The 15,136-nt window shown below is 70.8% G+C and carries 14 protein-coding genes; 13 read left to right on the plus strand and 1 reads right to left on the minus strand.

Going from position 1 to position 15,136, the window contains the following annotated elements; genetic code table 11:
- Positions 1-49: 49 nt before the first annotated feature.
- On the minus strand, positions 50-928 hold the full coding sequence (locus ABZ420_RS04890) for a ribokinase (RefSeq protein ID WP_357117149.1): 879 nt from the start codon (positions 926-928) through the stop codon (positions 50-52).
- Positions 929-1,037: 109 nt separating this feature from the next.
- Here ABZ420_RS04890 and ABZ420_RS04895 point away from each other — a divergent pair, with 109 nt between their 5' ends.
- The 13 genes from ABZ420_RS04895 to ABZ420_RS04955 all read left to right on the plus strand — a co-directional run bounded on the left by ABZ420_RS04895 (position 1,038) and on the right by ABZ420_RS04955 (position 15,105).
- Positions 1,038-2,303, plus strand: coding sequence for a glutamate-5-semialdehyde dehydrogenase (locus ABZ420_RS04895; protein WP_357117151.1), 1,266 nt, complete (start codon positions 1,038-1,040; stop codon positions 2,301-2,303).
- Positions 2,304-2,393: 90 nt separating this feature from the next.
- Positions 2,394-3,275, plus strand: a complete 882-nt coding sequence (locus tag ABZ420_RS04900; protein ID WP_040865516.1) for a MoxR family ATPase — start codon at positions 2,394-2,396, stop codon at positions 3,273-3,275.
- 3 nt (positions 3,276-3,278) lie between these two features.
- Positions 3,279-4,706, plus strand: a complete 1,428-nt coding sequence (locus ABZ420_RS04905) for a VWA domain-containing protein (protein ID WP_357117153.1) — start codon at positions 3,279-3,281, stop codon at positions 4,704-4,706.
- 9 nt (positions 4,707-4,715) lie between these two features.
- Entirely contained in the window at positions 4,716-5,057 is a 342-nt protein-coding gene (locus ABZ420_RS04910; protein WP_357037233.1) for an MmcQ/YjbR family DNA-binding protein, read from the plus strand.
- Between the two features lie 53 nt (positions 5,058-5,110).
- Positions 5,111-6,961, plus strand: a complete 1,851-nt coding sequence (locus ABZ420_RS04915) for an HSP90 family protein (RefSeq protein WP_357117155.1) — start codon at positions 5,111-5,113, stop codon at positions 6,959-6,961.
- Between the two features lie 2 nt (positions 6,962-6,963).
- Positions 6,964-8,925, plus strand: a complete 1,962-nt coding sequence (locus ABZ420_RS04920; RefSeq protein WP_357117156.1) for a hypothetical protein — start codon at positions 6,964-6,966, stop codon at positions 8,923-8,925.
- A 103-nt stretch (positions 8,926-9,028) separates the two neighbouring features.
- Positions 9,029-9,670, plus strand: a complete 642-nt coding sequence (gene nadD / locus ABZ420_RS04925) for a nicotinate-nucleotide adenylyltransferase (protein WP_084499312.1) — start codon at positions 9,029-9,031, stop codon at positions 9,668-9,670.
- Between the two features lie 28 nt (positions 9,671-9,698).
- A complete protein-coding gene (gene rsfS / locus ABZ420_RS04930) occupies positions 9,699-10,109 on the plus strand; it encodes a ribosome silencing factor (protein ID WP_357117158.1) in 411 nt (136 codons plus the stop codon).
- Positions 10,103-10,765, plus strand: a complete 663-nt coding sequence (locus ABZ420_RS04935) for a histidine phosphatase family protein (RefSeq protein ID WP_040865576.1) — start codon at positions 10,103-10,105, stop codon at positions 10,763-10,765. The genes rsfS and ABZ420_RS04935 overlap by 7 nt, the downstream gene beginning before the upstream one ends.
- A gap of 754 nt (positions 10,766-11,519) precedes the next feature.
- Positions 11,520-12,215, plus strand: a complete 696-nt coding sequence (gene octT / locus ABZ420_RS04940) for a diglucosylglycerate octanoyltransferase (protein WP_357117425.1) — start codon at positions 11,520-11,522, stop codon at positions 12,213-12,215.
- Positions 12,216-12,218: 3 nt separating this feature from the next.
- A complete protein-coding gene (locus ABZ420_RS04945; protein WP_357117160.1) occupies positions 12,219-13,061 on the plus strand; it encodes a DegV family protein in 843 nt (280 codons plus the stop codon).
- Between the two features lie 72 nt (positions 13,062-13,133).
- Positions 13,134-13,619 carry a GNAT family N-acetyltransferase gene (locus ABZ420_RS04950; protein ID WP_357117162.1) on the plus strand — a complete coding sequence of 162 codons (486 nt, stop codon included), beginning with the start codon at positions 13,134-13,136 and terminating at the stop codon, positions 13,617-13,619.
- Positions 13,620-14,352: 733 nt separating this feature from the next.
- Positions 14,353-15,105 carry a ComEA family DNA-binding protein gene (locus ABZ420_RS04955; protein ID WP_357117164.1) on the plus strand — a complete coding sequence of 251 codons (753 nt, stop codon included), beginning with the start codon at positions 14,353-14,355 and terminating at the stop codon, positions 15,103-15,105.
- Positions 15,106-15,136: the final 31 nt, after the last annotated feature.

The raw sequence follows: 15,136 nt of genomic DNA on the forward strand, positions 1-15,136 counted from the left end.
CCTCACGATATCGGCTCGGGCGCAGCGGGAGCCGTCGTGGCGCGCGCCCCTACTCCGCGGCCAGGGCGGCGGTGATCTCCTCGCGGGCGGGGATCGAACTGCTCGCGCCCAACCGGGTCGTCGCCAGCGCCCCGGCTGCGCACGCCCAGGTCAGCGCCCATTCGGGGCCGCGATGCCAGGCCGCGGCCAGCGCACCGGTGAACGCGTCGCCCGCCCCGGTGGTGTCGACGACCTCCACCCGCGGGCTGGGCAGGGACAGGCGGGCGCCATCCGCTCCGCGATAGTCCGCGCCCGCCGCCCCGCGGGTGACGACCACGTGCGCGACGGCGTCGAGAGCCGCGCCCAGTTGTTCGGCTTCACCCGAATTCACCACGGCGACATCGACATTCGCCCACAGTTCGGCGGGCGATGGGCGCAGCGGCGAAGGGTTCAGCAGCACCGTCGTGTCGTGCGCACGGGCGTGGCGGGCCGCGGCGGCGACCGTTTCGACCGGAATCTCCAACTGGCACAGCACGATATCGGCGGCCGCGATCGCCGTCAGGTCGTCCTCGGTCAGCTCGGTCATTCGCGCGTTGGCGCCCCCGACGACGATGATGCTGTTCTCGCCGTCGTCGTCCACCACGATGGTGGCGATGCCGCTCGGCCCGGCGACGGTGCGCAGCCGGTCGGCCGACACCCCCGCGGCGGTGAGCGCGCCGCGCAGCTCGCCCGCGAAGACGTCGTCGCCGACCGCTCCGAGGAAGCGGACCGCGCCACCCGCTCGCTGCGCGGCGATGGCCTGATTGGCGCCTTTCCCGCCCGGCACCATGGCGAAGCCGCTGCCGAGGACCGTCTCGCCGGGGACGGGCCTGCGCGCCGTCGTGGTCACCAGATCCATGTTGACGCTGCCGAGCACCACGATCGCGGGAGCGTCCGGTTCGACCGTCATATCGCCGGACGGTAGTCGCCCGGCCCGGGCCGCGCACGTGACCGCGCGACCGCGTCGGCGCGGCCCAGCGGGTGGGATCGGCGCTGCGCCCCTTGCGTAGGCTGTACCCATGACGGTAGGAACGACCACCCAACCGGATGTCCGTGCGGTGGTGCACGAGGCCGCGCGTAAGGCCAGGGTCGCGTCGCGGGCGTTGGCCCAGCTGACGACCGCGCAGAAGAACGACGCACTGCACGCCTCCGCCGACGCGCTGCTCGCCGCCGCCGATCGGGTGCTGGCCGCCAACGCCGAGGACATCGCCGCGGCGCAGGCTGCGGGCACCGAGGAGTCGCTGCTGGACCGGCTGCGGCTGACCAAGCCCCGCATCGACGGCATCGCCTCGGGGTTGCGGCAGGTGGCCGGGCTGCCCGATCCGGTCGGTGTGGTGGTGCGCGGCTCTACCCTGCCGAACGGGCTGGAGATCAGGCAGGTGCGCGTGCCGCTCGGCGTGGTGGGCATGGTGTACGAGGCCCGGCCGAACGTCACCGTCGACGCGTTCGGGCTCGCGCTCAAGTCCGGTAACGCCGCCCTGTTGCGCGGCTCCTCCTCGGCGGCGCGGTCCAACGCCGCGCTCGTCGCGGTGCTGCGCGAATCGCTTGTCACGCAAGAAATCGCGGCCGACGCCGTGCAGCTGCTGCCGAGCGGGGACCGGTCCAGCGTCACCCATCTGATCCAGGCCCGCGGCCTGGTCGACGTCGTCATTCCGCGCGGCGGCGCCGGGTTGATCAACGCGGTCGTCCGCGACGCGAAGGTGCCCACCATCGAGACCGGCACCGGCAACTGCCACGTCTACGTGCACGCCGCCGCCGATCTGGCCATGGCCGAGCGGATCCTGATCAACGCCAAGACCCGCCGTCCCAGCGTGTGCAACGCGGCCGAGACCGTGCTGATCGACGCCGCCATCGCGGACACCGCGCTGCCGCGGCTCACCGACGCGCTGGAGCGGGCCGGGGTCACCATCCACGGTGACCTCCCCGGCCAGGTTCCGGCCACCGACGCGGACTGGGGCGAGGAGTACCTCACCCTGGACATCGCGCTCAAGGTCGTCGACGGCTTGGACGCGGCGGTGGAGCACATCAACACCTGGGGCACCGGGCACACCGAGGCCATCGTCACCGGCGACCTCGCCGCGGCGCGGGAGTTCACCGGCCGGGTCGACGCCGCCGCCGTGATGGTGAACGCCTCCACCGCCTTCACCGACGGCGAGCAGTTCGGCTTCGGCGCCGAGATCGGCATCTCCACCCAGAAACTGCACGCGCGCGGTCCGATGGCCCTGCCGGAACTGACCTCGACGAAGTGGATCGTCTGGGGCGAGGGGCAGATCCGGCCGGTCTGACCGGTGTACGCGGCGGCCGCGGACGATGCCGAGTCGGTGTCCGCGCCGCGCTGCCGTAGCGTGGGGGATGGTTCGGAAGGAAGGTGCCGGGTGGTGTCGGAGAGCGCAGTACAGGAGCCGGTCTTCTCGTCGGTGGAAGACGTGCTCGAACGGTTGGCGAGCACGGGCTACCTGGCGGACAAGGCCACCGCCACCTCGGTGTTCCTGGCCGATCGCCTGGGCAAGCCGCTGCTGATCGAGGGACCGGCGGGTGTGGGCAAGACCGAGCTGGCGCGCGCTGTCGCGCAGACCTCGGGCGCGGAGCTGGTGCGGTTGCAGTGCTACGAGGGCGTCGACGAGGCCCGCGCGCTGTACGAGTGGAATCACGCCAAGCAGATCCTGCGCATCCAGGCCTCCAGTGAGAACGACTGGCAGGAGACGAAGGCCGACGTCTTCACCGAGGAATTCCTGCTGTCGCGCCCGCTGCTGACCGCGATCCGGCGCACCGATCCCACGGTGCTGCTGATCGACGAGACCGACAAGGCCGACGTCGAGATCGAGGGCCTGTTGCTCGAGGTGCTCAGCGATTTCGCGGTGACGGTGCCGGAGCTGGGCACGATCACCGCCAGCCGAAAGCCGTTCGTGGTACTCACCTCGAACGCCACGCGGGAGCTGTCCGAGGCGCTCAAGCGCCGCTGCCTGTATCTGCACCTGGACTTCCCGGACGAGGAGCTGGAGCGGCGCATCCTGGCCAGCCGGGTCCCGGAGCTGTCGGCGGCCGTCGCCGCGCAGCTGGTGCGGATCGTGCACGTACTGCGCGGCATGCAGTTGAAGAAGCTGCCCTCGGTCGCCGAATCGATCGACTGGGGCCGCACGCTGCTGGCGCTGGGCCTGCGTGACCTGGACGACACGACCGTTCGCGCCACTCTCGGTGTGGTCCTCAAACACCAGAGCGACCACCAGCGCGCGCTGGCCGAACTGAAGCTGGCCTGAGCCGTGGCGGCCGGGTCGGTCCCCGCCGAGGTCGCGTCGCTGAGCGCGCCGCACGGTTTTCCGGGGCATCTGGTCGGCTTCGTGGAGGCCCTGCGGGCGCGCGGCATACCGGTCGGCCCCTCGGAGACGGTCGACGCGGGCCGCGTGGTGACCGTGCTCGACCTGATGGACCGTGAGGTCCTGCGCGAAGGGCTGGCGTGCTCGTTGCTGCGGCGCACCACCCACCGGGCGACCTTCGACGGCCTGTTCGACCTGTGGTTCCCGGTCGCCGTCGGGGAACGCGCCGCGGCGCAGGACGAGATCGAGATCCCGCACACCCGCTCGGGTGATGTGGACGTCCCCGCCCTGCGCGAACTGCTCGCGCAACTGCTGGCGCAGGAGTCGGCCACCCCGCAGCTGGAGGCGCTGGCCGCGCAGCTGGTCGAGCAGCTGGGCCAGTACCGATCCGCCCGCGGCCCGTCTTTCTCGTCGTATCAGGCGCTGAAAGAAGTGCAGCCGCAGACGTTGCTGGCGAAGATCCTCGCGGGTATGGCCCTCGGGCCGGACGCGAGCGAGTTCGACGCCGAGATCGCCCGCCGCGCGGCCCGGCAGCGCATCGCGGGTTTCCGCGCGACCGTCGAGGCCGAGACCAGGCGGCGGGTCGCCGAGCGGATCGGCCGCGAACGTGTGGCCAGCTACGGCGTGGCCCGCCAGGCCGAAGAAGTCGATTTCCTGCGCGCCTCCGAAGCCGAACTCTCCGAACTCAAGCGCAGCACCCAGCGTTTGGCTCGCATCTTGGCCGCGCGCCTCGCCGCGCGCCGCAGGCACGCCCGCCGCGGCGCCATCGACCTGCGCCGGACCCTGCGCGCGTCCATGTCCACCGGCGGGGTCCCCATCGATCTGGTGCACCGCAAGCCGCGACCGGGCCGCCCGGAACTGGTGCTGCTGTGCGACGTCTCCGGTTCGGTGGCCGGATTCAGCAACTTCACGCTGCTGCTGGTGAGCGCGCTGCGCGAACAATTCTCCCGGGTGCGCATCTTCGCGTTCGTCGACCAGATCGACGAGGTGACCCGATTCTTCGACCCGCACACCCAGCTGGATCGGTCGATGGCCCGGATCTTCGGTGAGGCGAGCGTCGTCGGGCTGGACGGGCACTCCGACTACGGCAACGCGCTTGCCGGGTTCGCCAGGGATTACCCGGACGCCGTCACCAGCCGCAGCTCGCTGCTGATCCTCGGCGACGCCCGCACGAACTATCGTGACCCCGAGTTGAACACGCTACGGTCGCTGGTCGAGGTCGCCAAACACGCGCACTGGCTCAATCCGGAACCGCGCAGCCAGTGGGGCTCCGGCGATTCCGCCGCCGACAAATATGGCGACGTGATCGAGATGCACGAATGCCGCTCGGCCAAACAGCTCACCGCGGTTGTCTCGCGGCTGCTGCCGGTGTAGAAGACCAGCATGGACGATGCCGCGCTGCTGAGCTACTGCCTGGCCAAGCCGGGCGCCTGGCAGGACGAGCCGTGGGAAGGCGACGTGGTCGCCAAGGTCGGCGACAAGATCTTCGCCTTTCTCGGTGCGACGTCGGTCGGCCTCAAATGCGGACGCACTCGCGAGGAGGCCGACGAACTGGTCCGGGTGTATCCGGACGACGTGGCGGCCTCCGCCTACATCGGGCGATACGGCTGGAACGTCATCCAGTTCGGCGGCGCCGTGTCGGATAACGAACTGTACGAGCTGGTCGATCTCTCCTACGAGGCCGTCGTGCGCAAGCTGCCGAAGAGCAAACGCCCCACCGCCTGATCGAAAGGGTTCGTTAAGCGAACCTTTGGCGTGCGCCGACAAGATCGGCGGCCATGGTGAACAGAACGCCGCGCGATCCGGCGGCGGTGCACAACAACTATTCGTTCCAGGTCGATCTGCGCGGGATAGTCGATCTGCTCTCGCATCACCTCTACTCCAGCCCGCGGGTCTACCTCCGCGAGCTGTTGCAGAACGCTGTGGACGCGGTCACCGCTCGCAACCGGCTGGATCCACTGGCGCCCACCGCGATTCGGCTCACGATAGGCGAAGACGGCCTGCGGATCAGCGATCCCGGCATCGGCTTGACCGAGACCGACGTCCACCGGTTCCTCGCCACCATCGGCCGCTCGTCCAAACGCGACGACATCGAAGGCGCGCGACGGGAATTCCTCGGGCAGTTCGGGATCGGCCTGCTGGCCTGCTTCACCGTCGCCGAAACCATCCGAGTGGTCAGCCGATCGGCCACCGCCCCGACGGCGCCGCCCGTCGAGTGGCTGGCCTCGGCCGACGGTACCTATTCGGTGCGCGTGCTCGATCCGGCGGACTACGCCGAGCCGGGCACCTCCGTATGGCTCACCGCGCGTGGGGGAGCGCAGGAGTGGTTCCAGCCGCGGCGGGTGACCGATCTGGCGCGTGAGTTCGGGTCGCTGCTGCCCTACGAGGTGACGGTGGAGTCGGACGCAGGGGTGACGACGGTCACCGAGGGTGTCCCGGTCTGGCGGCGGGCGTTCGCGTCGGCGGACCAGCGCAGGGCCGCCCTGCTCGAATACGGGCGCCGGACGCTGGGCTTCCCCCCACTCGACGTCATCGAACTCGAGGCCGGTGCGGCCGGGGTCAGCGGTGTCGCCTATGTGCTGTCCCAGCCGGGAAACCCGTCCGACAGCAGTGCGCACCGGGTGTACCTGAAAGGGATGCTGCTCGGCGACGCGGTGCGCGGCGTACTGCCGGACTGGGCGTTCTTCGTGCGCGGGGTGATCGACACCGACACGCTGCGGCCCACCGCGTCGCGGGAGGGGCTCTACGAGGATGAGCGGCTCGCCGTGGTGCGTGAGGTGCTCGGCGATCGGATCCGGGACTGGCTCACCGAGATCGCCGCCGAACAGCCCCAGCGGCTGGCCGCGTTCCTGTCCGTACACGCGCTGGGAGTGAAGGCGATGGCCGGGCATTCGGCCGACCTGCTGCGGATCATGCTGCCGCATCTGCATTTCGAGACCACCGACGGCCGCGTGCCGCTCACCGATTTCACCCGCAATCACCGCATCGTGCGGGTGACCGCGACGGTCGAGGAGTTCCGTCAGGTGGCGGCCACCGCCGCCGCGCAGGGGATCGGCGTCGTCAACGGTGGCTACGCCTACGACCGCGAGCTGGTCGCGCAGCTGCCCCGGCTGCTACCCGGCGTCGAGGTGGTGGACCTGGACGCCGGCGCGATCACCGCGGCGCTCGACCCGGTCGACCCCGGCGAGGAATCGGCGCTGGCCCCGGTGCTGGCGCTGGCGCGGACCGTGCTCGACCCGCTCGCGTGCGATGTGATCGTGCGCGCGTTCCATCCGGTCACGGTGCCCGCGCTCTACCTCGACGGCCGCGCCGCCCGCAACGAACGCGCCAGGGCGCAGACCGCCGAGGAGGCCGACGAATTGTGGGCCGAGATCCTCGGCGCGTTGGCGGTGACGACGCCGCGCGCTCAGCTCGTGCTCAACCATCACAGCCCGATCGTGCGCAGGTTGTCCCGCATCGACGACCCGGCCTTCCTGAGAACCGCGGTCGAATCGCTCTACGGCCAAGCGCTGCTGATGACCCACCGTCCGCTGAGCGCGGCCGACACGGCGTTGCTCAACCGCGCCTTCGGCGAATTCCTCGGCTGGGCCACCCAACGCGCCGCCGACCGCGGCGAAGAGACGGAGTGAGCATGGACGCCGCCGAGATCAATGCCGCACTGGCGGACATCTACGCGCTGCCGCACGGCCGGACGCGGACCGAGCGACTGGAGACCCTGGCCGCGGCCGCGAAAACCGGTCCGGATCGCGCGCTCGAAGGCAGGGTGCTGCTGGAGCTGGCGCAGTCCTACACCTACGCGGGCGAACGCGATCTGGTGCCCGTCGTCTACGGCAGGTTGCTGCGCGTCTACGACGATCATCCCGCCGAATTGGGCCCGATGACGCATTCGGTGCACTGGTACCTGAAATGGATGACCTGGGGCATGATCGACAACCCCGCGATACCGCTGTCCACGATCGATCGCTGGTTCGACGAGCTGGACAACCGCTACCGGCAGCGCGGCTACAGCCTTCGCCCGGTGCTGGCGCTGCGCTCCGAACTCGCTCGCGAGATCGGTGACACCGCGGCCGCCGCCGCGTGGCTGGCGCGGGCCAGGACCGCCGCGCGCGACAGCATGTCCGACTGCGACGCCTGTGAGCGCAGCGAGTGGGGTGTGACGAGCGTGTACCTCGGCGACGACGAGGCCGGGCTGGCGCAGTGGAAACCCGTGCTCGACGGCGACCGGTCGTGTGCCGAGGAACCGCACCGCGTGCTGGCCGAGGCATTGCTGCCACTGGTGCGCACTGGCCGCGTCGCGGCCGCGCGCGGCGCGCACCTGACCGGGTACCCACTGGTCCGGCACACCGAGGACCTGCGTCCGTCGGTGGCGTTGCACGTGGAATTCTGCGCGCTGACCGGCAACGAGGCCCGCGGGCTGGAGATCCTCGCCGAACACGCGAGCTGGCTGGCCGATTCCGGCGCCGACGCGGGCGCGCGGCTCGCGTTCGCGACCGGTGTGTGCGTGCTGCTGCGCAGGCTGGTCGCGCTGCGACTGGGCGATCTCCCGCTGGCGGACGGGACGGTGGAAGCGGTGCGCGCGCGGCTGGAAACCGAGATCGGCGCGCTGTGCGCCCGCTACGACGCCCGCAACGGCAACAGCGCGGTCAGCCTGCGCACGGCCGCCCGGCTCGCCGCCGAGCCGCTGGTCGAGCGGTTGCCGCTCGGTGTCCGCAGCACGCTGCCTCGCGCCGCGCAGGTGCCGGACAGTGCTCCGGCGGCCGACGACTTCTCCGGCGATCGAGCCGGTGAGGTGCGCAGGCTGGCCGAGCTCGGTGCCGCCCGGCTCGCCGATATGCCCGAGGAGGCGGAAGCGCATCTGCGGGAAGCGCTTGCGCTCGGCACGCCGGTGCTGACCGGGGAGGAGGCCGCCCGGCTCGGCGCGCAGCTGGTCATCGCCATCGCGAGCCAGCCGGACCGCGAGCTCGATCTGGCCGACGCCGCGGTGCGCGCCGCCGCGCGCTGGGAGGGACTGTCCGAACCGGACGTGCTGCACCACACCGTGGTCGCCGCGCGCGCGTTCCATCGCGCCGAGCGCCACGGCGAGGCGGTCGCCCTGTTCGAACAGGCGCTGGCCGGCGGCGCCATCCCGTATCCGTCCGGCGAACTGGCGGTGGTGCGCGCGCAGTTCGGCCGCTCCCTGGACGCACTCGACCGCCCTCGCGAGGCCGCGCGGCAGTTCCTCGAAGGGGCGCGTCTGGTCGAGCACGATCCGGAACGGACGAAGCTGCACGCCGAGCTGGCGTGGTCGGCCGCAGGCGCGCTCGAGCACTGCGGGCAGGACGACGAGGCGGTGGCGGCCTACCATCGTGCCGCCGAGCTGTGGGCCCGGCTGGGCGCGGTGGCGGCGCGGGCGGCGTGCCTTCGGTCGGCGGCATGGCTCCAGGTGTACCCCGGAGCCGATCCCGAACCCTGGCTCACTTCCATGCGCACGCTGACCGCCGAGCTGGCCGTGCTGGCCGAACGGTCGGCCGAGGCGGCGGAGGAACTCGGGCACACCCGCGACCAACTGGCTCGCATGCTGAGAATCGGCGGCGTTCCGGAGACCAGCGCCTGAGGCTTGCGGCGGACCGGACTGCGGGCGCGTGTCCACAGTTCGGTGCCCGCCCCTCGATGACCGGCCCGTGCGGGCCGTGCGCGACCCGTTAAGCTCGGCAGTCATGCACGAGAGAGGTCGGCGCGGCCGCAAGCTCGGGGTGATGGGCGGCACGTTCGACCCCATCCACCACGGGCATCTGGTCGCCGCCAGCGAGGTCGCGCACCGGTTCGACCTGGATGAAGTGATCTTCGTCCCGACCGGGCAACCGTGGCAGAAATCGCACAAACAGGTCAGCCCGGCCGAGGACCGGTATCTGATGACCGTCATCGCGACCGCGTCCAATCCGCGGTTCTCGGTGAGCCGCGCGGACATCGATCGCGGCAAGATGACCTACACCGTCGACACCCTGCGGGAGATGCAATCGGCGCATCCCGGTGCCGAGCTGTACTTCATCACCGGTGCGGACGCGTTGGCCAGCATCCTGACATGGCAGGATTGGGCGGAACTGTTCGACTTGGCGAAGTTCGTCGGGGTGAGCCGTCCGGGGTACGAGCTGAACATCGATCACCTTCAAGAGCACCTGCGGGATCTTCCGGCGGATGCGGTGACCATGATCGAGGTCCCCGCGCTGGCTATCTCGTCGAGTGAATGCCGTCGCCGCGCCGCCGAGAACCGGCCGGTGTGGTACCTCGTCCCCGACGGCGTGGTGCAGTACATATCGAAGCGGCACCTGTATGTGCCCGGAGCAGCGGAAGGTAGCTGAGCGTGAGCGAGCGCAGCGAGGTGCGGGCATGACGGCGTCGACCGAGTCGGTGGAGATCGCGCAGGTCGCCGCGCTTGCGGCGGACGAGAAGCTGGCGTCGGACGTGGTGGTGCTCGACGTGTCCGAGCAGCTGGTGATCACCGACTGCTTCGTGATCGCGTCGGCGCCCAACGAACGCCAGGTCAACGCCATCGTCGACAACGTCGAAGAGAAGCTACGCGCGGCCGGGCACAAGCCGGTCCGGCGCGAGGGCACCCGCGAAGGCCGCTGGGCGCTGCTGGACTACGTCGATGTCGTCGTGCACATCCAGCACAACGACGAGCGCAATTTCTATGCGCTGGAACGTTTGTGGAAGGACTGCCCCGTCGTGCCGGTCGCCGGCCTCACCGGGCCTCCGGAGACACGCTCGGCGGCGACGGAGGACGAGGCGCGATCGTGAGCAGACATGCCGGCGTGCGCACCTTGATCCTGTTGCGCCACGGGCAAACCGAATGGAACGCCGCCGACCGGATGCAAGGCCAGATCGACACCGATCTCACCGAACTCGGTCGCAGGCAGGCCAAAGAGGCCGCCCGCGAACTGGTTTCGCGCAACGCCATCGCAATCCACTCCTCGGACCTGCGCAGGGCCTTCGACACCGCGACGGCTCTGGCCGAGCACACCGGCCTCACCGTCGTGCCCGATACCAGGTTGCGGGAGACCAACCTCGGCGACTGGGAGGGCCTGACCCACCTGGAAGTCGACGCCGACTACCCGGGCGCGCGCATGACGTGGCGGCTGAACGCGGACTACACCCCGCCCAACGGCGAGAGCAAACTCGAGGTCGGTGCGCGGTCGCTGCCGGTGGTGCGGGAGTTGCTGGTCGAGCGGCAGGACTGGCCTGGCCGGACTATCATCCTGGTGGCGCACGGCGGGCTGATCGCCGCCCTCACGGCCGCGCTGCTCGACCTGCCGCCGCAGAACTGGCCGATCCTCGGAGGACTGGCCAACACCAGCTGGGTGCAGCTCAGCAGTCACGGCCCGAGCATCGAACAGCCCGGCTGGCGTCTGGATGTGTGGAACGCAGCGGCGAAGGTAGCACCGGATGTCCTCTGAAGAGCCGATCAGATCGGTCCCCGACGAACTGTTCCGTAAGGTGTCGGCCAAGCCCGAACGGCAGTTGCCGGACGCGTTGTTCGGTGCCCCGACACCGGCTGCCCGCGAACCCGAGGCAACGTCCGAGGATGCCTCGGGCTCGGCCGTGGAAAACAACGGCCGGTCCGAGTCCGTCGAAGAATCCGACGCGGAGGACGACGTATCCGGCGGCATCGTCGCAGGAGCGGAGCCACGACCGCACGCCGGCACCTCGCCCGTCGCCATCACGAGCGACGCCCCGGACCCGGTCGCCGAGTCGACGGAAGCGCTCGGCGAATCGGTGGCCTCGGCTGCGGACGGAGCGGGGGCAGCGGACGCCGAATCTTTCGCCGCAGCACCCAATGGATCCGCGGAGTCCGGCGAACCGGTTGCTATGAACGCGGTCGAGGCGATCGCGGAATCGATTGGCGCAGCGCCGATCGGGTTCGCAGCAGAGTCCGGTGAACCGGTGGCTGCGGCTGCGGACAAGCTCGCGGCCGACGCGCTCGCCGAATCTGTCGCGCCGGATGGGCCCGCAGCGGTGCTCGGCGAATCGGTGGCGGACTGGTCCGACGCGATCTCCGCGCCCAGCGACGCCGTGATCGAACCCGCCACAGCGCCGACCGGGCCCGCCGTGTCAGCGGAAGCCGAACTGGCGGCGTCCGAGCCGGCCGCTGCCGCTTCGGCATCCCTTGCCGCCGACGAGCCGGCCGAAACACGCGAAGCCCCGCGCCCGGTGCTGCTGGTGATCGCCGACTCGCTCTCCTACTTCGGGCCGAAGGGCGGACTGCCCGCCGACCATCCGCGCATCTGGCCGAACCTGGTTGCCGCCGAGCTCGATTGGGACGTCGAATTGGTCGCGCGGATCGGCTGGACCTGCCGCGACGCCTACTGGGCGCTGATCGGCGATCCCCGGGTGTGGGCCGCGGTGCCGCGTGCGGGCGCGGTGGTCTTCGCGGTCGGCGGTATGGACACGCTGCCCTCGCCGCTGCCCACCGCCCTGCGCGAGCTGATCCGCTACGTCCGCCCGCCTGCTCTGCGCCGCGTCGTGCGCGCCACCTACAACTGGTTGCAGCCCAAACTGTCGAAACTCGGCAGGCCCGTGGCGCTTCCGCCGAAGGTGAGCGTCGACTATCTGGAACAGTCCCGCACGGCGCTGGCGCAGTTGCGCCCCGGCCTGCCCGTTGTCGCGGTACTGCCGTCGGTGCACGACTGCGCGGCCTACGGTCGCGTGCACTCCGGTAGGCCACGGGCGGTCGAGGCACTGCGCGCCTGGTCGGGCCGGACCTCGGTGCCGCTGGTCGACTTCGGTGAAGCGGTGCGCGACAACATCTTCTCCGGCGAGGCGAACCCGGACGGCATCCACTGGGGCTGGGACGGGCACACGGCGGTGGCCAACGCGATGGTGAAGACCCTGCAGGAGGTTCGGTAGTCCGTGGCAGTCGTGGTCGTCACCGATTCGTCCGCCGGCCTCCCTGCCGAACACCTCGACGAACTGGATATCGCCGTTGTCCCGCTGCACGTCCTGGTCGGTGACCGGGCGATGCGGGAAGGCGTGGATCCCGTCGACATCGACTATGCCTCCGACACCGTGACCACCTCCGCCCCCTCACCCGGTGAGCTGCGCGAGGTCTACGAGCGGGCCTGGGAGCGCAGCGGCGGAGACGGCGTTGTCGCGGTGCATATCTCCCGTCGGCTGTCCGGGACCTGGGAGGCCGGGCGACAGGCCGTGCGCGACATGGACGCCGCCGACCGCGTCCGCCTGGTCGACTCGCTGGGGGCCGGGCTGGCCACCGGGCTGCCCGCGCTGGCCGCCGCGCGCCGAGCCTCGGGCGGGGCGCCGCTGGACGTGGTCTACGACGCGGCGGTCGCCGCCGCCGCGCGTGCCCGCACGTTCATCCTGGTCAATCGCACCGAGCAGCTGCGCCGCGGCGGCAGGCTGTCGTCGGCGGCCACGTTCTTCGGCAGCGAGCTGGTCACCAAGCCACTGCTGCACATCGTCGAAGGGCGGCTGGAACTGCGCGAGAAGGTCCGGACGCGCTCCAAGGCGTACGCGAAACTCGTCGCCGCGGCGGTCGACGCGGCCGGCGAGGACGGCGCCGCGGTGGCCGTGCAGCACCTCGGAGCCGAGGACGCCGCGCAGACCGTCGCGGGCCAGTTGCGCGAACTCGTTCCAGGCATGAGAGAACTCATCGTCGCCGAATTCGGACCCGCGCTGGCGGTGCACTTGGGGCTGGGGGCGCTGGGTGTGCTGGTGGTTCCGGGTGGGTGCCACTGAATGTCGCCGAACACAGCGATCTCGGTGATCCGAATAGGGGCGGGCTGTTCGTCCTGTGGTTAGCGTCGGGGCATGAGTGTGTCGAGGCCGCCGCTCCGTTCGCCGCTCACCGTGACCTCGGTGGACTGGGAGCATCCCGACGCGGTGACATTGCGTGCCGAGATGGCTGCCGAGGTCGGGCCGCGCTATGCGCACCTGGCAAAGCAGCTGTCCACGAATCCGAATGCCGTCGATCCGGCCACCGTGCACAGCACCTTCGTCGCTTACTCCCGCGGTCCGGTCGGCCATGCCGCCCTGCGGTGGAACGCGGGGGAACTCGAGGTCAAGCGGATGTTCGTCCGTCCCGCGCACCGTGGCTCGGGCGCAGCGGCCGTGCTGCTCACCGCCGCCGAGGATGCCGCCCGCACAGCCGGGCAGCCTCGCCTGATACTGCAAACCGGTCACCTGCAACCGGAGGCCGTTCGCTTCTACGAGCGCAGCGGCTATCACCGTATTCCGATCTTCTCGCCGTATGAAGTACTGCCCTTGTCGAACTGCTTCGCCAAGGATCTGGGCTGAGCCGGGAATTCCTCTGATCTCGGCCGAGTTGTGCACAGCGCTCCGGTTATCAACAGGTTCGCCGAATCCGCTGGTCGGACGGATTTTACGGCCGTGTGGCGGCACTACCGTCGCCGCCATGTCACGACAGGACGAACGCGAGCGGGTACGACGGCGATTGGGTGAACTGACCGCCCGGGTCGGCGCGAGCAGAACGGCCGGTGTGGGCACCGAGACGACGTCGCAGGAAGCCGAGCGGGCACCGTCTATTCGGGCGACGGCACGATCCCACGGCGGCGAATCCGGACGAAGGATCGGGCAGCCGGATCGTGCGGGCGAGTCGAGTACCGCCCAGGCAGCCGCCCGACACGTGGGGCGGTCCGGCGCGGGGGCGCGTTCGCCGTTTCCCCGCGAAACCTCCTCACTTGCAGCGGTTTCAGGATCGGTGCGTCGCACGCCGCAGGTCGATCGCCCCCAGCCGGTGGCTGGGGGAGCGCCGTCCACATCTCGTTCTGGCGGGACAGCGGTGGAAACCCGGGCAACCGGATCCGACGAGGACGAGGACTGGCGCGGATCGACACACGAAGGGGGCTTCGCCGATGGTATTACGCGACAGGGTGAACCAGGGCCGGACGGTACTTCCGGCGAGGCGGGAAAATGGAATCTCTTGCGGCTGCCCGGCAATCCTGCGCCCGGCCGGGAATCCGAAGACGATGTCGGTCGCGTTCGGTCCCCCGGCTGGCTGGCGGAGCCGGTGACCGGGCCCGACTGGCGGCACCGCCTCGTGCCCGAACGATTGCGGGGCATCCGATTCGATCCGGGGCGCCGCGGGGTGCGTGCGCTCGCGCTCGTCGGGCTCGCCGCGATGGTCGTCGCAGGCGTGATCGTTTTCCGCGAGCGCCCGATCGCCCAGCCGGTCCCACCATTGGCGCTCGGGCAGACCGTCGCCTTGGCAACACCGGGTACTGCCGCTTCGGCGAGCACCGTCGCGGCACCACGGGAGCGCGTCGACCCGCCCCCGCCGACGGCCGAATTGGTCATCAGCGTGGTCGGCCTGGTCCAGCGCACCGGTTTGGTCCGCCTCCCCGACGGGTCGCGTGTCGCCGACGCGCTCGCCGCGGCGGGCGGCCCGAGCGCGGGCGCGGACACCACCGGCCTGAATCTCGCGCAGCGGTTGTCGGATGGCGACCAAGTGCTGGTCGGTCCGGTCGCTCCCAGCCCCGGCGGGCCGCAGCAGAGCAGCGGCACGATCGGTGCGGGCGGGCGTCCGTCCTCCGGATCCGCCGCCACACCGAGCCGCCCGTCGGGCCCGTCGGGTCGGATCGACCTGAACACGGCCTCCGAGTCCGACCTCGACGCTCTGCCCGGTGTCGGGCCGGTCACCGCCCGCGCCATCGTCAGCTGGCGTGCGGCCAACGGACGCTTCACCTCCGTCGAACAACTCGGCGAGGTCGACGGCATCGGCCCGGCCCGGCTGGCCCGGCTGCGGGAGCTGGTCCGGGTATGACCGCCGGCGGCTTGATCGAGCTGGTTCGCCG

The sequence above is a fragment of the Nocardia sp. NPDC005745 genome (assembly GCF_040630775.1).
Classification (GTDB): Bacteria; Actinomycetota; Actinomycetes; order Mycobacteriales; family Mycobacteriaceae; genus Nocardia.